The sequence below is a fragment of the Chlorobaculum sp. 24CR genome (assembly GCF_004118635.1).
Classification (GTDB): Bacteria; Bacteroidota; Chlorobiia; order Chlorobiales; family Chlorobiaceae; genus Chlorobaculum.
In genome coordinates this window covers 1-21,534 of record NZ_SDGU01000029.1, presented here as the reverse complement: position 1 = coordinate 21,534, position 21,534 = coordinate 1, and the positions used below count along the sequence as shown (strand labels likewise).

The 21,534-nt window shown below is 56.2% G+C and carries 24 protein-coding genes and 1 pseudogene; 17 read left to right on the top strand and 8 right to left on the bottom strand.

The window, feature by feature from the left end:
- From EST62_RS07105 to purT, 10 genes are all read left to right on the top strand, one after another.
- Nucleotides 1-582: tetratricopeptide repeat protein (locus EST62_RS07105; protein ID WP_134751613.1), on the top strand; the 582-nt coding region annotated here is incomplete at its 5' end.
- The gene (locus tag EST62_RS07100; protein ID WP_245153508.1) at nt 579-929 is read left to right on the top strand and encodes a hypothetical protein; all 351 of its coding nucleotides are present in this window, start codon (nt 579-581) and stop codon (nt 927-929) included. The genes EST62_RS07105 and EST62_RS07100, both read left to right, overlap by 4 nt.
- The gene (locus tag EST62_RS13770; RefSeq protein WP_245153506.1) at nt 890-1,039 is read left to right on the top strand and encodes a hypothetical protein; all 150 of its coding nucleotides are present in this window, start codon (nt 890-892) and stop codon (nt 1,037-1,039) included. Before EST62_RS07100 ends, EST62_RS13770 begins: the two co-directional genes overlap by 40 nt.
- A 477-nt stretch (nt 1,040-1,516) precedes the next feature.
- On the top strand, nt 1,517-2,209 hold the full coding sequence (locus EST62_RS07095) for a transposase (protein WP_209019416.1): 693 nt from the start codon (nt 1,517-1,519) through the stop codon (nt 2,207-2,209).
- Nucleotides 2,210-2,250: 41 nt separating this feature from the next.
- Nucleotides 2,251-2,514, top strand: coding sequence for a hypothetical protein (locus EST62_RS07090; RefSeq protein WP_129051411.1), 264 nt, complete (start codon nt 2,251-2,253; stop codon nt 2,512-2,514).
- A 65-nt stretch (nt 2,515-2,579) separates the two neighbouring features.
- Complete coding sequence (locus EST62_RS07085) at nt 2,580-3,740, top strand: NAD(P)/FAD-dependent oxidoreductase (RefSeq protein ID WP_167599231.1); 1,161 nt, start codon at nt 2,580-2,582, stop codon at nt 3,738-3,740.
- A 30-nt stretch (nt 3,741-3,770) separates the two neighbouring features.
- Nucleotides 3,771-5,231, top strand: coding sequence for an aminoacyl-histidine dipeptidase (locus EST62_RS07080; protein ID WP_129051409.1), 1,461 nt, complete (start codon nt 3,771-3,773; stop codon nt 5,229-5,231).
- A 56-nt stretch (nt 5,232-5,287) separates the two neighbouring features.
- A complete protein-coding gene (locus EST62_RS07075; RefSeq protein ID WP_129051408.1) occupies nt 5,288-6,091 on the top strand; it encodes an adenylate cyclase in 804 nt (267 codons plus the stop codon).
- 41 nt (nt 6,092-6,132) lie between these two features.
- Entirely contained in the window at nt 6,133-7,815 is a 1,683-nt protein-coding gene (locus tag EST62_RS07070; RefSeq protein WP_129051407.1) for a sulfatase-like hydrolase/transferase, read from the top strand.
- A gap of 87 nt (nt 7,816-7,902) precedes the next feature.
- Nucleotides 7,903-9,081 (top strand): formate-dependent phosphoribosylglycinamide formyltransferase, encoded by a 1,179-nt coding sequence (gene purT / locus EST62_RS07065; RefSeq protein WP_129051406.1) that lies wholly within the window; start codon nt 7,903-7,905, stop codon nt 9,079-9,081.
- Between the two features lie 59 nt (nt 9,082-9,140).
- On the opposite strand, the gene EST62_RS07060 is transcribed toward purT, so the two are convergent.
- From EST62_RS07060 to EST62_RS07050, 3 genes are all read right to left on the bottom strand, one after another.
- Entirely contained in the window at nt 9,141-9,842 is a 702-nt protein-coding gene (locus EST62_RS07060) for an SRPBCC family protein (protein ID WP_129051405.1), read from the bottom strand.
- A 106-nt stretch (nt 9,843-9,948) separates the two neighbouring features.
- Nucleotides 9,949-10,800 carry a GNAT family N-acetyltransferase gene (locus tag EST62_RS07055; RefSeq protein ID WP_129051404.1) on the bottom strand — a complete coding sequence of 284 codons (852 nt, stop codon included), beginning with the start codon at nt 10,798-10,800 and terminating at the stop codon, nt 9,949-9,951.
- A gap of 34 nt (nt 10,801-10,834) precedes the next feature.
- Nucleotides 10,835-11,710: a mechanosensitive ion channel family protein gene (locus tag EST62_RS07050; RefSeq protein ID WP_129051403.1), complete on the bottom strand. Its 876-nt coding sequence runs from the start codon at nt 11,708-11,710 to the stop codon at nt 10,835-10,837.
- Between EST62_RS07050 and EST62_RS13465 the strand changes: the two genes are divergently transcribed.
- From EST62_RS13465 to EST62_RS07040, 3 genes are all read left to right on the top strand, one after another.
- Nucleotides 11,709-11,879, top strand: a complete 171-nt coding sequence (locus tag EST62_RS13465) for a hypothetical protein (RefSeq protein WP_167599230.1) — start codon at nt 11,709-11,711, stop codon at nt 11,877-11,879. The two genes, EST62_RS07050 and EST62_RS13465, sit on opposite strands and share 2 nt — an antisense overlap.
- Before the next feature lie 81 nt (nt 11,880-11,960).
- Nucleotides 11,961-12,995: an NAD(P)-dependent oxidoreductase gene (locus EST62_RS07045; protein WP_129051402.1), complete on the top strand. Its 1,035-nt coding sequence runs from the start codon at nt 11,961-11,963 to the stop codon at nt 12,993-12,995.
- A 46-nt stretch (nt 12,996-13,041) separates the two neighbouring features.
- Nucleotides 13,042-13,722 (top strand): DUF2461 domain-containing protein, encoded by a 681-nt coding sequence (locus EST62_RS07040; RefSeq protein WP_129051401.1) that lies wholly within the window; start codon nt 13,042-13,044, stop codon nt 13,720-13,722.
- A 4-nt stretch (nt 13,723-13,726) separates the two neighbouring features.
- Here the strand turns inward: EST62_RS07040 and EST62_RS07035 are convergent, their stop codons facing one another.
- Nucleotides 13,727-14,023, bottom strand: coding sequence for a hypothetical protein (locus EST62_RS07035; protein ID WP_129051400.1), 297 nt, complete (start codon nt 14,021-14,023; stop codon nt 13,727-13,729).
- A 186-nt stretch (nt 14,024-14,209) separates the two neighbouring features.
- On the opposite strand from EST62_RS07035, the gene EST62_RS07030 reads away from it, so the two are divergent.
- Complete coding sequence (locus EST62_RS07030) at nt 14,210-14,674, top strand: hypothetical protein (RefSeq protein WP_129051399.1); 465 nt, start codon at nt 14,210-14,212, stop codon at nt 14,672-14,674.
- A gap of 100 nt (nt 14,675-14,774) precedes the next feature.
- Here the strand turns inward: EST62_RS07030 and EST62_RS07025 are convergent, their stop codons facing one another.
- The 3 genes from EST62_RS07025 to EST62_RS07015 form a co-directional block, all read right to left on the bottom strand.
- A complete protein-coding gene (locus EST62_RS07025) occupies nt 14,775-15,386 on the bottom strand; it encodes a YecA family protein (protein ID WP_129051398.1) in 612 nt (203 codons plus the stop codon).
- Between the two features lie 63 nt (nt 15,387-15,449).
- A complete protein-coding gene (locus tag EST62_RS07020) occupies nt 15,450-15,629 on the bottom strand; it encodes an HTH domain-containing protein (RefSeq protein WP_167599229.1) in 180 nt (59 codons plus the stop codon).
- A 270-nt stretch (nt 15,630-15,899) separates the two neighbouring features.
- A complete protein-coding gene (locus tag EST62_RS07015; RefSeq protein ID WP_129051397.1) occupies nt 15,900-16,790 on the bottom strand; it encodes an NmrA family NAD(P)-binding protein in 891 nt (296 codons plus the stop codon).
- Nucleotides 16,791-17,087: 297 nt separating this feature from the next.
- Between EST62_RS07015 and EST62_RS07010 the strand changes: the two genes are divergently transcribed.
- From EST62_RS07010 to EST62_RS07000, 3 genes and pseudogenes are all read left to right on the top strand, one after another.
- Complete coding sequence (locus EST62_RS07010; RefSeq protein ID WP_129051396.1) at nt 17,088-17,969, top strand: ADP-polyphosphate phosphotransferase; 882 nt, start codon at nt 17,088-17,090, stop codon at nt 17,967-17,969.
- A 432-nt stretch (nt 17,970-18,401) separates the two neighbouring features.
- Nucleotides 18,402-19,437, top strand: a pseudogene (locus tag EST62_RS07005) (IS630 family transposase).
- Nucleotides 19,438-19,645: 208 nt separating this feature from the next.
- Complete coding sequence (locus tag EST62_RS07000; RefSeq protein ID WP_129051395.1) at nt 19,646-20,065, top strand: nucleotidyltransferase domain-containing protein; 420 nt, start codon at nt 19,646-19,648, stop codon at nt 20,063-20,065.
- A 241-nt stretch (nt 20,066-20,306) separates the two neighbouring features.
- Here the strand turns inward: EST62_RS07000 and EST62_RS06995 are convergent, their stop codons facing one another.
- The gene (locus tag EST62_RS06995) at nt 20,307-21,026 is read right to left on the bottom strand and encodes a PEP-CTERM sorting domain-containing protein (RefSeq protein ID WP_167599228.1); all 720 of its coding nucleotides are present in this window, start codon (nt 21,024-21,026) and stop codon (nt 20,307-20,309) included.
- Nucleotides 21,027-21,534: the final 508 nt, after the last annotated feature.

Below are 21,534 nucleotides of genomic sequence, written 5' to 3'. Positions count from 1 at the left end.
ACGCTGAACAACATCTCGCAGATTTATGATGCGCGAGGGGACTATGAGACGGCGCTGGAGTACCTGAAGCGCTCGTTGAAGATAAGGCAGGAAATCGGCGAAAAGTCCGGCGAAGGCACCACGCTGAACAACATCGCGAACATCTATCATGCGCGAGGCGACTATGACACGGCGTTGGAGTACCTGAAGCGGTCGTTGTCAATAAGCCAAGGAATCGGAAATAAGTCAGGGGAAAGCACCGCGCTGAACAACATGTCAACACTTTATCATGCGCGAGGAAAATATAATGATGCGCTATGGTGCCTGAAGCGTTCGTTATCCATACTGCAGGAAATCGGCGACAAGTCCGGGTTATGCTATACGCTGTTCAATATGGGGCATATTCATCTGCAGAACGAAGATGTTCAGAATGCCGTGTTGTCGTGGGTTACGGTCTATCGGATTGCCAAAGCCATCGATCTGGCCCAGGTATTGCAGGCGCTCGAATCGCTTGCCGGTCAGCTTGGCCTTGAGGGCGGACTCGATGGGTGGGAGCAGTTGTCGCAACAGATGCCTGAAGATTTAGGAGTTATAGAGCCATGAGCGAAGAACCGGAGGAGATTCTCGGTTCGTCTTCGCCGTCAACGGCGGATGAGGCGCTTGAGAAGGGGCTGGCGGCGGCGATGATCGGGCAGCCGACGTTGCTCGACGAGCTGGCCAAGCAGATGGTGACGCTGTGCCTCGCGATTCCGGGCCTCTTCGCCACCGTGCTGAAGCTCACCGGCGGCGACAAAGCCGTGTTGCCCGTGAGCTGCCTCGTCCTCTGGGCGTTCGGCTGCTGGCTCGTGGCGCTCGTTCTCAGCCTCGCAAGCCTCGTGTGCCGGTCACGCGCACCGTTGACCGGCAGGTGGTGCGTCGCGCCCAACCCGCCGCGAAAGGGCAGTCGCTGAGCATCGAGGAGTTCTTCACGCAGAGCGCGAAATACAAGCGCCGCCTCCTCGTCGCCGCCGCGCTCCTCTGCTTCGCCGGAATAGCGCTGGCCGCGTGGAGCGTGTTTTAAGCTGGGAGTCTTCCCTGGGATCGCCGAGCGCCTGCTCGGCTTTTTTCTATCATATTCCTTGCATTGCAACGTTATAAACGATAACTCATTCATAACATAAAGGTTAAAGAGCGTGAAGCCTTCGGCTTCATGGCCGAGCAGGCGCTCGGCGCTCCCAGGTAATATCGTTCTCGGCGAAGATGAAATCGAAATAACGCGCAAAGCAATCCATGAGAATCCGGTCAATGCGGGTTTATGCACAGTGCCCGAAGAGTGGCGTTGGTCGAGCGCGAGGGAGCGTTAACCCTGGGAGCGCCGAGCGCCTGCTCGGCTCTTTTCTATCATTCTTGATGAAACGTTGCCATAACGCATGAGAATTTTGCAATCAACCAAAGAGCGTGAAGCCTTCGGCTTCATGGCCGAGCAGGCGCTCGGCGCTCCCAGGTAATATCGCTCTCGGCGAAGATGAAATCGAAATAACGCGCAAAGCAATAAATAATGGAGACGAACGCTAAGGGAACATTTGCCGGGTGGTATTCGCGGGGGTATCTGCCACATTTCGATTCCGGGGAGGTTGTCCAGTCGGTGACGTTTCGTCTTGCGGATTCGCTTCCGCGGGCTGCGTTGAGGGTGCTTGAAGAACGCTTGGCTGATATGCCGAAAACAGAAGCGGAGCGTGAGCGCAGAGCTTCCATTGAACAATGGCTGGATGCCGGAATGGGGTGCTGCGTGTTGCAGCATCCAGAGATTGCAGTACTCGTGCAGGACAATTTACTTCGATTTGACGGGGAGCGGTATCGACTCTTCGCATGGTGCATCATGCCGAATCATGTTCATCTGTTGCTTGAACCGCTGATCTCCCTCGCGACGATTGTGCAGAGGCTGAAGAGCTGGACGGCGAGAGTGTGTAATGCAAAAGCGGCGGAGTTTGGGCTTGCTGTGCCGGATCATGGGTTCTGGATGAGGGAGTACTGGGATCGCTTCATACGCAATGAAGAGCATTTTTATCAAGCGATCTGGTATATCCATGAGAATCCGGTCAATGCGGGTTTATGCACAGTGCCCGAAGAGTGGCGTTGGTCGAGCGCGAGGGAGCGTTACCCCTGGGAGCGCCGAGCAGGCGCTCCCAGGGGTAAGAAAAATATCCAGCAAGATGCTGTTCCGACAGGTGGGGACGGCGCTCCCAGGTGAAGCTCTCCGGCAATCAATCAACCACTAATCCACTGACCATCATGGCTACCGAAACCGAAATCCGCAAGAAAATCCGCTGCTGCAAATGCGGGAACATTTTCACGTTGCTTATCGACACGGCGGGCGAGCCGGTGATTTCGGTGCGATGCCTCTACTGCAACGCGCCGCTCGTCATCGATCTCCGAAAATACCCCACAAGCGAAACCGAAGTCATGCGCGTCGCCGGAGACGAAAGCCCGAAAACGCTGCCCGTTTACGTACTGCCGGAAATCCTCGACACGGAGGAGAAATCAACTGACAGTTGACGGTTGAACGGCAAGGTGTTATGTTCTGAAAACGAAGCAGCTTGCGAACTCATCATCTCCATTGCGTGAAAAACCACTACACGGCGGTTGTTGTTGGCGGGGGGCCTGCTGGTTCGGCTGCCGCGCATACGCTTGCCAAGAGCGGGGTCGAGGTTTGCGTCGTTGACCGATTCCGCTTTCCCCGCCAGAAGCTGTGCGGCGGTTTGCTGACGCAGCGGGCAAAAAAAAACTACGCCGCGATTTTCGGGCCGGGGTGGGAGGAGATGTACGACTACCGCTGCAACGGGGCGAAATTTTTTGACGGCGAGCGGCTCGTCAACTCCATCTATAACTACGGCGAGCTGTACCTCTGCGACCGTTACCGTTTCGACGCCCGCCTCATCGACAAGGCGCGGCAGCGAGGCGCGGAGCTTGTGCAGGGCGAGCGGGTTACGGCGGTCGATCTGCGGCATCGCGTCTGCAAATTGCAGTCAGGAAAAGAGATAACCTGTCGCTACCTGATCGGCGCGGACGGCGTGAACAGCGTTGTCGCCAACGCCATCCACAACGGCAAAACGAGCAGGAACGGCAAGGCTTTCGCCCTCGAAGCGACCTTGCCCGCAGCCGCGCTCTCGCGGAAGATCGCTGAACCGGAAATCTATTTCGATTCCATCGAATGGGGTTACGGCTGGATTTTTCCAAGAAATGACGTAGTTGTCGTCGGCGTCGGTGGGCTGTTTTCAAAGAATCGGGATTTCAGGGCGAGTTTCAATACCTTCTACCGCAACCGTTTCGGCAGTGAATTCGCGGGAGTCGTCAAGGGGCACTTCGTGCCGTTCGGCGAATACTCCAGAGGCATGGGGCGCGACGGCGTATTGCTGGCGGGGGATGCTGCCGGGCTGGTCGATCCGATCACCGGCGAGGGGATCGCCTACGCCATGCAGAGCGGATGGCTTGCGGCGCAATCGGTTCTGGAGGCGCTCTCCGGCAAATCGAAATACGTCAATGCTGAATACCGCAAACGGTGCGCGGAAATCACCGGTGAGCTGGCGTATGCGGCAAAAATACGGAACTTTCTCTTTTCACCCGCAACCAGAGCGCTGTTCATCACCGCGCTTGCCCGCTCGGCATCGGCGCCACGCCGCTATATGGAGTTGATGTCGGGAGAGCTCACCTACCGGGAGCTGCTGAAAAATTCGGGCCGCAAGCTTCTCCGGCTGGCCGCCGACAAGATCACCGGAACGTAGTTTTTCATAATTGCATCGAACAACGTCATCATGAGTGCCGAAATTCTCTCGCTTGAGCCGAAAATACTCTGGAACCATTTTTATCGCCTGACGCAAATTCCGCGTCCTTCGGGCCATGAGGAGGCGGTTCGGGCCTCTGTCGTCGATTTCGCAAAGCGGTGCGGGCTGGAGTGGCTCGTCGATGAGGCGGGCAACGTGCTCGTCCGCAAGCCCGCGACGCCGGGGATGGAAGAGCGGCGGGGCGTCGTGTTGCAGGCGCATCTCGACATGGTTCCGCAGAAGAACGCCGGGACGGCGCACGACTTCGTGACAGACCCGATCGACGCCCTGATCGATGGCGAGTGGGTGCGAGCGCGGGGCACCACGCTGGGCGCGGACAACGGCATCGGCGTGGCGGCGGCGCTCGGCGTACTCGAATCGGCGGCGCTGCGCCACGGGCCGCTCGAAGCGCTTTTCACCGCCAACGAGGAGGCGGGCATGACCGGGGCGCTCGGCCTCGAAACGGGAGCGCTCAAAGGCGACATCCTCCTGAATCTCGACTCCGAGGATGAGGGGGAGCTGTTCATCGGCTGCGCGGGCGGACTCGACGGCACGATGCGCTTCCATTATTCCGGCGATCCGGTTCCGCCTGGTTACACCGGCGTTGAAATCCGCGTCTCCAGTTTGCGCGGCGGGCACAGCGGCATGGATATTAATCTTGGCCGGGGCAACGCCAATACGCTCATGAACCGGCTCTTGCGGATGGGCCGCGCGCGCCACGGTCTGTTGCTCGCCTCCATCGACGGCGGGAGCCTGCGCAACGCCATTCCGCGAGAATCGACGGCGCTGGTTGCCGTGCCTTCCGCGCAAAAAGCGGCGTTTCTCGACGAGCTTCACGCCCTCGCCGCAACCATCGCTGGCGAGCTTGCGGAGGCCGATCCGGGGCTTCGCGTCGAGGCGGTGGAGGCCGCGCTTCCGGCGGCGGTGATCGCTGATGCCGTGACGCAACGGTTACTCGACGCGGTCGCGGCCTGCCCGAACGGTGTGCATCGCATGAGCGCCGGGATCGAGGGGCTGGTCGAGACCTCAAACAATCTCGCCCGCGTCCATTCGGACGGCAGCGCCGTGAGCGTCGAGTGCCTGCTGCGGAGCGCCTCGGAGGAGGGGATGCGCGAACTTGCCGACCTGGTCGCGGGAGTCGCCGAACGCGCCGGGACGACGGCGGTGTTTGAGCACGGCTATCCCGGCTGGAGGCCGAATCCCGCGTCGCCAATCCTCAAGTGCATGATCGAAGTCTATCGCCGCCGCTTCGGCAAAACGCCGGAGATTCGCGCCGTGCATGCCGGGCTGGAGTGCGGCATCATTGGTGCGGCCTGTCCGCAGCTCGACATGATTTCGTTCGGCCCGACCATCCGCCACCCGCACTCGCCGGACGAAAAGGTCGAGATCGCCTCGGTGCTGAAGTTCTGGGAGTTTCTCACGGCGACGCTGGAGGCTGTGCCGGAGCGGTGAGGGATAACGGCGCGTGATCGCTATTTTACCGTTCAACGCAACCAAACGCCGGAGCCGTGAAGACGCCATACAGTTATAATACCATTTCGGATTTCCTCTTGTCGCAGCCGCTGACGGTCGATGTGGAGGTTGACGACGAGGCCGCCGGGTGTTTTCCGCTCAAGTGCATCGAACTCGACGCGACCGTGCTCTATGTCGGCATGCGCGATTTCGCACGGCTCACGCTCGACCTGTCGCCGACGGAGATTCTGATCTACCTCAACATGTTCCTCGTCTGGATGCGCGACTCGCTCGCGGCGGAGCGCTTCTGCGTGGTCGAGCGGTTTTTGGACAGCTCGATCGTGCTGCTCTTTTCGGAGAAATTCGGCTCGAAGGAGCCGTTTTTTGACGCCCTTCGCGCCGCTCGCTGGATGGGGGAGCACGACGAGCTGCGCTTCCTTCCGGAGATGGGCATCGCCAGTGGGCGCATCGCCGCCGGATTCGCCGGGACGCCGAAGGAGTTCACCGGCTCGGTCTTCGGGCGTCCGGTGCTTTTGGCCGCCGCCTGCGCCAAGATGAGGCCGCAGGATGAGGCGATGGCCTCGTGCATCACCTTTCCCGAAACGGAGTGGCGTACTCGCTCCTTCGACGAGCTGTTTCCGCCGCTGGAGTTCGACCACCCGGAGCAGGGCCGTGTGCGGCAGCCCTCGACCTGGAGGCTCGGCGAGCCTCGAAGCGTCGATTTTGCGTCGCATGGCCGGATCGAGCTGCGCGACGTCGGCAACTTCGTCCACTGGCCGCCGAAAATTACGGCAAAGGAGAAGGCCCGCGAGTGGTTCGCGCAGATCAAAGCAAAAGGTTTTTACAAGGGTGGCGTCTGAGGAGAGAAAACGATTCCCCTGAATCCAATCTTGCCTCGACCATGTCATCGCTCCGTCACCTGGGAGTTCCGGCTCCGGGCGCTCGTGCCATCCGCGTCTTTGTCGCGCTTGTTTTCGTGCAGCTCCTGCTGCATCTGTTCCATGCGTTCAGCTCGCACGATCCCCGTCTTCTGCCGCCGCATCTGGTTGCCTGGCTGCACGATACGCTCGTGCTCTCCCTGACGCTCTTGCCGCTGAGGCTCGCCCTGCTTGCGCTTCCGGCCCGCGCCCGCCCCGCCGGAGAGAGCGCTGCGGCCGCCATACTCGCCGTTGCGGGAGCGCTCCTGTCGCTCTATCCGCAGATGCTTCGCGAATATCTCTCCTTTCCGGTCAACCTCTTCGCGGGCAATGCCGCTTCCGCCGCGATGCTGATTCGAGAGTATCTCGGCTTCGAGCGCCTCGCTCCGGCGCTTCTCGCCGCAATCGCGGCCATCGCCGCGCTGTTCGCGCCTCCGTTGCCGCCGAGGCTCAAATGGGTGTCGCGCCTCGCCATCGCTGCGTGGGGCCTCCTGCTCGTCGCCGGGGCGCTCGCGGTGCCACGCTCGCCGCAGCCGGTCGTCAGCAGCCTGAACGAGGAGTTGGCCATCCGCTCCGCGAACGCGCCGCGCGAAGTGCCGAGGCTTCGACCCGCGCGGCGTCGCCAAAGCGGCGAGTCGCGCCCGATTCCGGCGGAGCCGAAGCGCTTCGCGGACGCAAAAGCCACGCACCTCTTCCTGATCGTGCTCGAAGGCGTGACGGCGGCGGAGTTCGAGAAGGAGTTCATGCGCGGGCGCTCGTCGCGTTTTTACGGCAGGGTCGCGACAAATTCTCTCTATTTCGCCAACTATTACACCAACAACCTCGACTCTTACACCAGCCTGATCGCGATGCTGACGTCGCAGCAGGTGCCGTACCGCTCCTACACCGACACGACGCTCTACGACGCGGTCAACCAATCGGCGAATCTCGCGCGGGATTTCCGGCAGTCGGGATTCAGGAGCTCTTTCGTCAGCACCTACGACACCCAGCCCTTCGTGCCGGTCCGCAACGAGTGGACGGGCATTTTGCATCGCCGCGACCTGCCGACGCAGGGCGAGTGGCTGACGGTCGAGTCGGGGCGGATGGAGTCGGCGACCGAAGATCGTGCGGCCATTCCGACGATTACGTCACTGGCGAAATCGAATCCGAAAACTTTCGTTTTGCAGGAGCTTGCCTGGGGGCACACCACGGCGTGGCGGGCGAAAACCGGCCTCACCACGCTGGCGTATTATGACAAATACTTCAACGAGCTGCTCGACCGGCTCGTCGCCGATGGCTCGTGGGCGCGGAGTCTGATCGTGATTGTCTCGGATCACGGCGACCGCTTCGAGGCCGCGAAAGCCTCGAACTACCGCGTACCGCTGCTCATCGTCGGCCCCGGCGTGACGGCGGGCCGCGACACGGCTTTGCGCTCGCACATCGACCTGCGCCAGATCGTCGCGGCCTTCGTGGGCGGCGAGGACATGCCGGAACCACGGCAGCGGATTCTGGTGACGGGTTCGACCGAGCGGTGGGTTTATGGCGAAATCGACGAGGCGGGCGGCGCTCTGTTCATCGACGACAAGAGCGGGCGCGTTCTGTCGAGGCGCGGCGCTCTCGATCCGGCGGCGGTCAACCGGGCGTTCCAGGGATTGATCGACCGGTTCGGTCAGGGTTTCGGACGGTAATTTTTTATCGATGAAGCGTCATTCTTTCATGAGAACTGTTACCTTTGAAAAATATCGTTCTGCCATAACACCAATCATTCAAAGCAGATGCCGAAAACAATCATGCTGCTGGGCAGCGGGGAGCTGGGCCGGGAGTTCGTCATCGCCGCCAAGCGGCTTGGCCAGAGGGTTATCGCCGTTGACAGCTACGACGACGCGCCCGCGCAGCAGGTGGCCGACGGGCGCGAGGTGATCGACATGCTCGACGGCCAGGCGCTCGACGCCATCGTGGCCCGGCACCGGCCCGACATCATCGTGCCGGAGATCGAGGCGATCCGCACCGAGCGATTTTACGCCTACGAAGCGGAGGGAATTCAGGTCGTGCCGTCGGCGCGGGCGGCGAACTTCACGATGAACCGCAAGGCGATCCGCGACCTCGCCGCCCGCGAACTTGGCCTGCGCACGGCCAGCTATCGCTACGCCGCCTCGCTCGACGAGCTGCGGGCGGCGGTGGCCGAAGTCGGCCTGCCCTGCGTCGTCAAGCCGCTGATGAGCTCGTCGGGCAAGGGGCAATCGACCGTGCGGAGCGAGGCGGAGGTCGAAAAGGCGTGGAGCTATTCGCAGAGCGGCAAGCGGGGCGACATCGCTGAAGTAATTGTCGAAGCGTTCGTGGCGTTCCATACCGAAATTACCCTGCTCACCGTGACGCAAAAAAACGGCCCGACGCTCTTCTGCCCGCCCATCGGCCACCGGCAGGAGCGCGGCGACTATCAGGAGAGCTGGCAGCCGTGCCGCATCAGCCCGGAGCATCTGCAAGAGGCGCAGCGTATCGCGGGCAAGGTCACGGCGGCGCTGACCGGCGCGGGCATCTGGGGCGTGGAGTTTTTCCTTGCCGACGACGGGCTTTATTTCTCGGAACTCTCGCCGCGACCGCACGATACCGGCATGGTGACGCTCGCCGGAACGCAGAATCTCTCGGAGTTCGAGCTGCATGCCCGTGCGGTGCTTGGCCTGCCAATTCCCGGCATCGAGCTGCTGCGGGCCGGAGCGAGCGCGGTAATTCTGGCCGACCGGGCGGGCCGCAATCCGCAGTTCGATGGAGTGGAGGCGGCGCTTGAAGGGCTGGGCAGCGACATCAGGATTTTCGGCAAGCCGGTGACTCGCCCGTACCGGCGCATGGGCGTGGCGCTCATGTCGGGAGCGCCCGGCATCGATGTGGAGTCGCTGAAGCGGCAGGCTATCGCCAACGCCGCCAGGGTGACGGTCAAGTGCGAAAAGCCGAACTGAAAACTCCCGGTGGGCAAGAGGCTGTCAAAAATTTCGAGACAGCCTCTTGCGGCTTCAATTCAATCCGCAATCGGGGAGGTGTCTGAAGGGTGGACGAGATGTTTCGGATCGGAGGCGCGAGCCATGCGAAACGTGACCTCAGCCGACTCCGCGCGCTTTTTCATGGCTGCGAGCACCATCGGCAGATCGTTCTCCTGAACCTTGCGCACGAACATCGCGGGAGCGAAGAAATCCGGCTTGATTTTGGCGTTGAAGGTGAGCATGGTGCCCTTACCGTCCGGAGCGCGTTCGATGAGCCAGTCACCTTCGTACACCTTGAAATCGCCGTCAACCTGCCGGAATGAAAGGCGTTGCAGGTAGTCGCCCCTGACGCTCAGCTTGATATAGACGGTTTTCCTGAAAAACAGGACGCCGGTTTTGCCCTTTTCAAACATCACCTGCTCCGATCCATTGTCCGAAATCAAGCCGCTGTCGATCAGCTTCGGAACGAAATTTTTCTGATTGTTATAATCCGTGATCGCCGACCAGACATGCCGGGGCGAGGCGTTGATATAAACCTTGCCAACCACGCCGGTCACGCCGTCATCGAGATCAGAGGTGTGAACCGAAATGCCCTGATGATCCTTGTCGGGTTGTTGCGTTTGCGAAGTGGCTTCGTGGGTATTCTGGCACGAAGCCTTCGCCGGAAGGAGGACGAAAGAGCCGTACATGGTGGCGATGGCCATAAAAAGGCAACGCAGTTGAGTAGTTCCGTGTCGCATGGTCGATCCGTTTATGGTGAGGCGGGAGCAATGGCTATCAGTATCTGCAATTTAATAATTGTTAACCTATTTCCAATACGCCAAAGTGAAGTAATCAAGAGGTGAATTACCCAAGCTCGAATGTCGTGACGCCGAAAATACGCTCGACGGGAAGCTGCGGCGCTGGCCCTTTGTACATGCGGGCGGTCTCGAAAACCACGCTCATCTCGTGCCGTTGAACCAGCTTGAGCGCCGCCGGGTTGACCTCCGGTATGTCGAGGAAGATCGGAGAGCCTTCCGGAACCGAGCTTTCGAGCGCTCCGAAAAGCGTTTCGGCAAGCTCCGTATTGTCGGCGAAAAGCGGGCCGATCTTGAAGCCTGCGCGGCAGGGGCGAATGAGGCCGTATCCCGACAGCTTGCCGTTCCGGCGAACGCCGAAAGCGCGGCTTTGTTGGCGGCTCGTCCAGCACTGGAGAAAATCTCGCCGGTCGTCCGGAAAGAACTCCCGATCACAGACGGCCAGCTCCTCGAAAGGAATCGAAGAAAGCGGCACGGCCTCGCGCGGATTTTCGCGATTCTGGCTCGAAACGCCCATGTATCGGATGTTCCGGTAAGCGAGCACGAAACCCGATTTCCGGTAGTTCTCCTGCTGCGCCACCACGCCGTCGAGCCCCACAACCCGCCCGCCGAGGCGTTGCAATCCGGCATTCCAGATTGCGAGTCCAAGCCCCCGTCCGCGATATTCCGGCCTGACGATGTAAAAACCGAGAAAACCGAACGAGTTTCCGTAGCGGACAACGGAGATACAGGCCGTCGGCTCTCCGTCGAGAAGCCCCACGAGGAATCCATCCGGGTCGGCGCGGTAAAAGCACTCGGCATCTTCGAGGCCCGGATTCCACCCTTCGGCGGCGGCCCACTCGACAGCCAGCCGGATCTCGTGGCGCGTCATGGTTCTGATCGTATATCCGGGTATCATCATCGTCTCCTTGTTTGAGCTTGTTGATTTGTCCGATTCACGCTGAAGCAGAATTTCGGCTGACCTCAACCTTGTACGGCGCGAGCTGGATGGTTTCGTAAGGCATTTGCACACCGGCGTCGGTGAGCGCGTTGAACATCTTTTCGCGCAGCTCCAACCGCTTCTGGATGTGCTGCCGCTCGTATTCGATCCAGACCCGCAGTTCGAGCACGATGTTGTAGTCGTTCAGGGTTGTCACCACCACCTCCGGTTTCGGCGTTTCCATGCAATCGGAGTCTTGGCGCACCAGCGAGAGCAGAATCGTGCGGGCGCGGTCGATGTTTTCGGTGAGGGCGATGGTGACGGCGATGTCGAGCCGCAGATGCGGAAAGTTGGTGTACGAAGTGACGGTTTTGTTCATGATGACCGCGTTCGGCACGGCGAGCATTTTGCCGTCAACGGTGATGATGCGGGTGGTGCGCAGCGTGATTTTTTCAACCCGCCCGTAGTTGTTATCGATCTCGATCAGGTCGTTGATAGTGAAGGGGCGGTCGATGAAAATGAGAATTCCGGAGATGATGTTTGAGAGTGTGTCGCGCAGAGCGAAACCGAGGGTCAGCCCAAGTACGCCGAGCGAACCGAGCAGCGTGGCGGTTTTGATGCCTGCCGCGCCGAGGGCCGTGAGCGCTCCGATGCCGAAGATGCAGAATTTGATGACCGTTTCGGCGAAGGCCGCGCTGGTGCGGTCGAGGCGGCTTGCGAGGCGGGAGGAGAGCAGGGCGCGCACGATACGCCACAAGAGGTAAAAGACGGCGAGAATGAAAGATACGGTGACGAGGACGATCAAGACTTCGCCGAGCAAGCTGCCCAGATGTTCGAGATCGAAAGCGTTTTTCAGCCGCGACAGGAGGCTGCCGAGAAAGGTATCGAGCATGGCGAGAAGTCCATTGTTTCAAGCGGGCCGTACGCTGTACGTAACAATGCCGATGACAAGAAAAATCCGCAATCCATTGTCTTTGATTACATCAGGGACGCCCTGCCTGAAAGCATTTCCCGACAAGGCGAAATTGAAAATCGATGACCAGTTCAAATCCTGCCAATGAGTTTCAAAATAATGATTTTAGCCTTATACTCGTTCTGGACAGCGATTCCAGGCTTCGACCAACTTTCACCAACCATTGACTATGTCATCTTCGTCTGCACCTGCTGAACCCCGTACCGGCTCTCTGAAAAAGCGCGTGTTCGTCGTTGGCGCGACCGGGTACATCGGCAAATTCGTCGTGCGGGAGCTGGTGGCGAGAGGTTACGAGGTGGTCAGCTTCGCCCGCCCGCGCTCCGGCGTGAACGCCTCGACCACCGAGGAGCAAACCCGCCGTGAACTCAAGGGTTCGGAGGTGCGATTCGGGGACGTTTCCGACATGGCGTCTCTGCTGAAGCATGGCATCCGCAGCGAGCATTTCGATGCGGTGGTGTCGTGTTTGACTTCGCGCAATGGCGGCATCGAGGATTCCTGGAACATCGATTACCAGGCGACCCGCAACTCGCTCGACGCGGGTCTTTCCGCCGGAATCAGCCAGTTCGTGCTGCTCTCGGCGATCTGCGTGCAGAAGCCGATGCTGGAGTTCCAGCGAGCCAAGCTGAAGTTCGAGAAGGAGTTACGGGAGTCCGGCGTGACCTGGTCCATCGTTCGACCGACGGCATTTTTCAAGTCGATCGCCGGGCAGATCGAAAAGGTCAAAAATGGCAAGCCTTACGTTATGTTCGGCGACGGACGCCTCACGGCGTGCAAGCCGATCAGCGAAGGCGATCTTGCCCGCTTCATCGCTGACTGCCTGGAAGACCCGGAGAAACAGAACAAAATTCTGCCCATCGGCGGGCCGGGGGAGCCGGTGACGAACCTCGACCAGGCGCTCATGCTCTTCGAGCTGCTGGGCCGCGAACCGAAGCTCAAAAAGATGCCGATCCAGATATTCGACGTTATCATTCCGGTGCTGACGCTGCTGTCGAAAATAGTTCCGTCATTTGCCGAAAAAGCGGAATTCGCCCGCATCGGCAAGTACTACTGCTCTGAATCGATGCTCGTCTGGGACCCGGTCAACCAGCGCTACGACGCCGACGCCACGCCCTCCTACGGCACCGAAACCCTGCGCGACTTCTACCAGCGCGCGCTCAAGAAGGGCCTCGAAGGCCAGGAACTCGGAGCGCACTCCATGTTCTGAGAGCCAGGCCGCGATTTTTTCATCTCCACGCCGTCCACCTCTTGCCATGATTACCAAACCGACGCTCGACTTCCTCGCTGAACTCAAAACTCACAACAACCGTGAGTGGTTCGAGGCCAGCCGCCCCCGCTACCAAGAGGCCGCTGCCGATTTCTTCGACACGGTCGCGCGGTTCATCCATGCGCTTGCCAGCTTCGATCCAGCCATCGCCGAAGTGATGCCCGACCCGAAATCGTGCATCATGCGCCTCTATCGCGACGTGCGCTTCTCGAAGGACAAGACGCCCTACAAAACCGGCCTTTTCGCCTACGTGAGCAAAGGCGGACGGAAGGGGCCGCTGGCGGGTTACTACCTGCACCTCGAACCCGGAAACTCCTTCGGTGGCGGCGGACTCTACCTGCCCGAAGCGGCGGTGCTGGCCCAGACCCGCCAGGCCATCGACACCCGTTTCGACGAGTGGAACGCCCTCGTGACCGCGCCAGCACTGCTCGCCGCGTTCCCGGATGGCGTGCTGCCGTCCGGAGCGCTCAAGCGAGCGCCGAAAAGCTACGATGAGACCAACCCCGCCATCGAATGGCTGCGCTACAAAGGCTACTTCACCCAACGCTTTTTCAGCGACGCCGAAGTGCTGACCACCGACTTCGCGGATCGTCTCGGCGACTGCTGCCGCGCGGTGATGCCGATGGTCACGTTCCTCAACAGCGCCATCGAATCGGAAACGCCCTGACCCGTCAAGGCTCTCTCAGCGACGAATCCCCCACGATCTGATCGAAATTGACCACGAAGCCAGGCTCGAAATTTCCGAACCGGTCGCGCCCCTCCGGCATCCGGTGCAGGCCGGATGGAAGTGCGCGATGCCTGATCGCATAGTCGAGCAGGTAGTTCGTCAGACGGAAGTAACCGCTTGGTTTGTAAGAGGTTGCGGCAGGCGAAGGATTCGGTGGCTTGCCGACGGCCCAGCGCTCGACGACCTCTTCGACGACTGGCCGATAGTGCGTTTCGAGGGCGTTGCGTTTCTCGTCATTCATAAATTATATGAATTGCTTTTATGATGATCTTTCTTTGGACTGAATTTTTCTGCGCATGAATCTGCGGCTAACTGTCGTCAGAATTTACAGAAGCAGGTGGTTCTGATGAGGCCTTGGCCGGCAATGGACTCATGGTTATACAGCCCCGGTTTTGCAGAGAAAGTAATGAACAAAATGGAGAGAGTCATGAAAAGTAAAATGTTGATGCTGGCAGGAGTTGCCGGTATGCTGATGGCAAGTCCGTCGGTCAATGCGCTGGCAGATGTGAACATTCGTGTTGGCGGCGCTCCGGCAAGGGCCATCGTCATCGACAGGCCGCCGGCATTCATTCGCCTTGCCGCGCCGGGATTTTCGGTCTCCGTAGGCGCTCCCTACGATATCGTTCTTGCCGGTAATTTCTACTATCTGTACGATCATGGACAGTGGTACCGTTCAGCGCGATACAACGGTCCGTGGAGGTCCGTGCGTGTACGCGAGTTGCCGCCAAGGGTCAGGCGTTACCGGATCGATCAGATTCGCCGATTCAGGGACAATGAGTATCGCAGAAATCGTGACCGTTACGACCGTCGCTGGCGTGACGAAAGGCGCAATGACCGGTGGGACGACCGGAGAGATGATTTCCGCGATGGCAGGCCAATGCCGCCGAGGTAATGATTAATAATTATGAATGATGAATTGAAGAAGTAATGCTGTTACACAAAAAAAGCCGGGCTGAAAAGTCCGGCTTTTTTTGTGGATCCGACTGATCGAATCACTCTGGGCCTTCTTCGTCGGCCTGCTGCTGCCAGAAGGTGTAGATGCCGAGGATCGATTCGTCGAGCATGTCGATCATCTGATCTTTCTCCTCCTGCGACATTTTGTCGTAGTCGTCAGTCACCTTGCCGAGCACGAAGAGCGGACCGGCGAGCATGGCGGTGTTTTCGTCGGCGAAGAGCGGCTGCCAGGCTTCGTGGCTCAGCTCCATGCCGAGGATGAAGCCGAGCGCCCACTCCTCGATGGCGATCTGCCGCTCCTCCTCTTCGGAATAGCTGAACATTTCATAGATCGGCAGGAACTCTTCAGGTTCGTTCTCGAACTGGGTGTCGATGGCCGTGACGTGCCGGGTCAGGAGATCGGTGATTTGCGACTCGTCTTCCGGCGAGTTGAACAGATTCTCCCGCTGGTTTTCGGGATCGAGCATGTACTTGATCCACCGGTGCTCAGGGACAACCTCCGGCCCGATGACAATGGCGGTAAGAAATCCATCGATCATTTCGAGAGAGTTCATGCACTCCTCGGGAGCCTCCGCGGAGATGAGGAACGCTTCGAGCATGTTCAGCTCTTCTTCCGAAAGCGGTTGATGGGCTCGTTCTGATTGAAGCATAATGGTCTGTTGATGGTTTTGAATGTATCCCCGGAAATTTGCAGGAAAAATAATGTCCGGACGTTACGCTTTTGGCGTCCAGTAGCAGCGTTTCGGCGAAACGATCAACTCCTCCTCTTTGAGGCTCTTCATCGCCTTGTCAACCTCTTTGCGCTCAAGGCCACTCTTTTCAGCAATTTGGCCCGCGCTCATCGGTTCGCCCTCTTTTTTCAGCACGTCGAGAATGGTGGTTTTCGCATCCATGATAATTCGGTCGTTCGGTTTGAGATTGAGAATGGTTTTGATCTGCCTTGAAATGTAAGGAATTCGGATGAGAGAAGCGGAATGAAGAGCGGTCAATTCACAAAGAATAATGGGGGATTACTGTCGATCATGGCGATCTTTTCCGGTTTAGCGGCGTATGCCCTCTTCGCATCCATGCTTCATCCACAAAAAACCCGGATTGCACCGGGTTTTTTGTGACGATACTGCATCGAAGATGCCGATCTCGAAACGGCGTATTCTGCATCGAAATCAGGAGGCGTTGTACGACGCAGCGAAATCGGGCATGAACGACTCGAAGGTTCTCCATCCGGCCATGATCGGGCGATTGCGGAAGTAGTCCGCATTCATGTCTCCGGACCGCAGGGCCGCGCCCATTTCGGTGTAGTTTCTGGCTGTCTCTTCGGGCAGGCCGATGGCAATCAGGTCGTCAAGCTCCTCCTTGTCGGTGCGTTCGACCCACTTGATATCCGGCTTTCCGACGGCATTGGCGATCATCGTAACGATTTCCGCCGGAGTCTTCTCATCGCTGGCGATGTAGCTGAAGCCCCTGCCGAGGTACGATTCGTCCTTGAGCGCCTTGGCGGCAACATCGGCGATGTCCGTCGGATGCACCAGCACCATCTTCACATCGGGCTTGTAATTGCCGCTCAGAATACCCTGATTTTTGATCTGGCCGATGGCGGTCAAGAAATTGGTGTAGAAATAGCCCGCCCGCAGATGCCGGACGTTCACACCGGCCTCGGCGTCCATCGCCAGTTCAACCTGCGAAAGACCGCTGACCGGGCCGCAGTTGTCGATCATATGCGCACCGATGCTGCTGAGGTTTACCACCCGCTTTACGCCAGACGCATTGATGGCCGAGACGTAATTTTTGCCAATTCCGGCAATCCAGGCTTTCCAGTCAACGCCGCTGTAGTCCGGAGGCGCCATCGTAAAAACGGCGTCCGCGCCCCGGAAGGCGTCGGTGAGGAACCCGGTATCTTCCACACTTCCAATAGCCGCTGTTGCGCCGATCGCTTCGATCTCTTCTTTTCTTTCGGCACTGCTGCTGATGACCGTCACCGCATGGCCCTCTTTGCTCAACCGGGTTGCGAGTGGTTTGCCGATGTGCCCCAATGAACCGGTAATGACAAAACGCATAGGTGTAAGTTTAAACGTTCAGATGACGGGCGATCTTGCCGCCCCGGCATCACGGAAAATGCAAATAACTTACCGAAGAATCTGACAAATCAACCGGCCCAGGCCATCAAACGGTTCCTGACGGGTGAGCGCCCAAACCGGACTCTGCTGAAAAATGGCCGCGTTTTGTCTGGTTCTTTCTCCGGTATTGAAAAAGATATGATTCAATTCTGTTTTTTGCGAACTTGGAAAAGTGGTATCTCATTTCATTTTAATTCGCATGGCTCTTGGGGGCAACGTTTTCAAAGGAGAGACCTCATGAAATTCAATCTCGATGACATCAGGATTCAGCCTGGCAAAGAGCTAAACCTCGCCAAGCAGCCAACCCGGATCGAGCCAGTGTACAGCTCGAAAGCTGAGTATCATGAACTGCTGGCCAACCATGTCGCGCAGTTGAGCAAGCTGCAAAACATCCTCTACGCGGACAACCGCTACGCCGTTTTGCTCATCTTTCAGGCTATGGATGCCGCCGGAAAGGACAGCGCTATCAAGCATGTGATGTCGGGCGTCAATCCGCAGGGTTGCCAGGTTTACAGCTTCAAGCACCCGTCGGCCACGGAACTCGAACATGATTTTCTCTGGCGTACAACCCAGTGCCTGCCCGAACGTGGGAGGATCGGAATTTTCAACCGTTCCTATTACGAGGAGGTGCTCATCGTGCGGGTACATCCGGAAATTCTTGAACGGCAGAACATCCCCGACGATCTCACCCAAAACGGCCAAGTATGGGATAACCGTTACCGCTCGATTGTCGATCACGAACAGCATCTTCACTGCAACGGCACTCGGATCGTGAAGTGCTATCTGCATTTGTCCAAAGAGGAGCAGCGCAAACGCTTTCTCGACCGGATCGATGACCAGGAAAAGAACTGGAAGTTCAGCGTTGCCGATCTCGAAGAACGGAAATACTGGGATAAGTATATGGAAGCGTATGAGCGCTGCCTCCAGGAGACCAGCACCAAAGAGGCCCCGTGGTACGCGGTTCCGGCAGACGATAAAAAAAACGCACGTCTGATTGTCTCCCGCATTGTGCTCGACACGCTCGAAAGCCTTTCGCTCAAATACCCCGAAACCAGCCCCGAACGCAGAAAAGAGCTGCTCGAAATCCGCAAATGCCTTGAAAAGAAGAACGGAGAATGACGGCTGCATTGTATTCCGCTTGCCGCACGGCGATCAACGGCGGCGCATAGGTATAATATGTGCGCCCGCATAGCCATAAGTTGTTAAAATTACATAATTTATATTATACAAATCGTCATACAAATGACTCATCGCCAATCCGTATATTATTTTTATATACAAGGGTGACGATGGGGGAGGCATGTTGACCCGGCGGACCCGCGAAAGCGCTGACGGTATTGGTGTGCCTCTGGAGGGATGGATTTTGATGGGCCTGATTGTCGGGAGTGTCTGAAGGGTGGGTCAATACCTCAGAATTGAATCCAGTGAGGCGCCAGACGGAATTATGCTGCCAAAACGAGATGAGATTGCGCTCTGAATGACGGATATATTATGTAAATGTAATAGTATCGGGACGCGCTGCGTCAATAACATAACAGGTTCAAAGTTACCCTGACCAAAGAAGAGCGGGAAGAACTCGATGCTCTCGGCAGCAAAGGCAACCGGAAAGTTCAAAACGTCTTGTCTGCCCTGATTTTGCTGGCTTGCGACGAAGGGCAGCATCAGCACGTGCGCTCAATCAATGAGACCATTTCGCGGCTCTTGCAGGTGAGCATGAAAGCCATCGACCGGCTCAAAAAGCAATTCCTTGAAGAGGGGCTTAAAGCCGTCATGACTCGCAAACCAACGAATCGCGTCTTTGCCAAAAAAGTCGATGGCGATCTTGAGGCAAAGTTGATTGCCCTGAGCTGCTCACCGGCCCCGGAAGGCCATGCTCTCTGGACACTGAGGCTTCTTGCCCATAAAGCCGTTGAACTGAACTCTGTTGACGAGATTTCCTGTGAAACAGTGCGTCGGATGTTAAAAAAAACCTCCTCAAGCCGTGGAAGCGGGAGGGATGGGTGATTCCGCCAAGACGTGTACAAGCAGCCGTACGATCCGCTTTATCCGGTGGTCTGCATGGATGAGTCGCCGAAGCAACTGATCGGCGAGAGCAGAACGCCCATTCCAGCCGGGCCAGGGCGTGCCGCCCGATATGATTATGAGTACGTCAGGAACGGCACGTGCAATATTTTTATCGCCACCGAGCCACTGATGGGCAAGCAACTGGTCAAGGTTTCTGGCAGACATCGCCAGCAAGTACAAACACGCCGAAAAGATCACGCTGGTGATGGATAATCTCAACACCCATGCGCCGGGATCGCTTTACGAGACCTACGCGCCGGAAAAAGCAAAAGCTCTGCTGGATCGATTCGATTTCGTGTACACGCCGAAGCATGGGAGTTGGCTGAACATGGCTGACATCGAATGGCGAGTTTTGTCAGGCCAGTGTCTGAATCAGCGAATCGAGCAGATCGCAGAAGTACGGCGGGAGGTAGCCGCGTGGCAACGCGAACGCAACAACAAAAAGGCAACGATCAACTGGCAATTCACCACGGCTGATTCAAGAATAAAGCTCAAACGCCTTTATCCGTCAATAGAGCAATGACGTAACTGTAGCAGAGAAAGAGACTTTGAGGCATTAAGCCGCGCCTCACAACAGGTCGCGACGATACAAGTCCTCAGAATTGACGAATAGTTGATGGCCGAAATGTGCGCGATACAGACTCTCTTTTCGTGTATTATTTGTTGTATAATATAAATTATGTAAATAAAAAGATGTAGTTCACAATCTGTTGCCGTTTGATTGGAAGATCATGAGGGACTTGCTTGGTAAAGGCTGGATTGATATGATGCTTGAGAGAAATCTGCTTTCGCTATCTGCCACTATTCAAAGCATTTCATCTATGGATTCTGGATCGATACAGGAACAGTTGAACCATACCGGATTAGACGAACGAGAAACAGCTCTTATTGTGAATATATTACGTCACAATAGCGCTATTCGTTGTGCTATCTTGTTTGGATCACGCGCGAAAGGTATTGAAAAGCTCAGCTCCGATATAGATTTGGCAATCGAGAGAATTGACGATAACCTTGATATCGTACGTCTTGCTCTGGAGCTGAACGATCTGGCTCTTCCCTATCGATTTGATGTCCTGCGACTTGAGTCGATAGCATTACAAGCGAAGAAGGTGCATATTGAGCGAGTTGGCATTGTTCTATATCAGAAATAATAATACACTTTGCAAATCAAAAGCTGCTACCGGAAACGGTATGTGTATAGAAACAGCACAGACTACTGTCCTTGCAGGAGCCGGAATCTTCGACAGATGCGGATCAGAGCTAATTGGTTATTCTATAAAAAGATACTCTGCTGCTTGCGGCGGGGTTCTTCATTACTAATAATGAAAAAAACCGAATCCATTTTGGCGCTTTGGAGGGATTCGGCTTTTTGTAAATCGGCAAAGAATGCAATCAGGCGTTGAATGTCGAACCATTTAGCCTAATGAACCAAAAAACCAAAACGCCACCGATGCCAAGAAGAATAACGTTACCAGGTTCAGGAACAGTATTACTTATATGTTGGATTTGAATGCCGTTTAGCAAACTGTCTTTTTCTATTGCCATATCAAGAGTTCCATCAGTTACTATAACAGTCTTCATGACCCAGTTCGTGCCGTCTATCAAAACGTTAGCTTTACCATCATTAGACAAAGAAAAAATTTCGTTACTGGCCGGTGTGGTCACGTTCATTTGCAGCGAAGATATCGATACGGTTTTTTTTCCCTGCATATACACGTAAACATTATAAGTTCCACTCGGTAGGCCTGAGAAATTTATATATCCATCGTATAAATTATTAGTTCCCATGTATCCTCTGAACAAAGCAAAGTCTAAACTGCTTGATTTAAATGATGTGGAGATGCCGCCCGCATACACCGGAGTGTCATATGTTACGGATATATCGGTCGAAGCACCTCCGGAGTATTGCAGATTATTTACTGTCGTGACATCAACGTTAGTTAAACGATTCCATACTTGTGTATTATCGTTTATTGCAGCACCGTTGGTGTAATTTGCCGGAGTAGTGCCACCTAACTGGATATTCAAGACATCACCTGGTTCTGAATATCCGGATTTACTGGCGATACACGCCAGCAAGAATACGAATAAAAAAGAAGATACATTTTTCATTCCCCCTCCCATATATGAAAAATGGCTAAATTATTAGAAAATGAAGAACCCTGTCGAAAGCAGCGGGGTATATGAACCATAGCGATTAAATGCTCATATACGCTTAATTGTCAATCGTTAAAATCTATAAAAAATATAACAATTAATTATCCATATAATAAAGCGGTCACATCTATATTATATGAATTAAAATAAATCCATAATATTATCCGTTAATTATAGCAAAAAAAAAACGTTACGCATAATGCGTAACGTAAAAAACAGATACTCGCTCAAGGCAGGTATGTGATAATAGAGTGCTATTGTGGCATATATAACTCTAAATCAAATTAAATCAAATCAAATCAACCTATAATTAAAAGCGCTTAATTAATCAGATAAGAAGAATACTGTGCAAATAATATTTTTATATATATTGAATCTCTATGGGATATATTCCCCGAAGCTCTGCTTCGTTAAAGATAAAAGTGTAATAATTGAGCACATATATTCATAAAAGTCATAATGT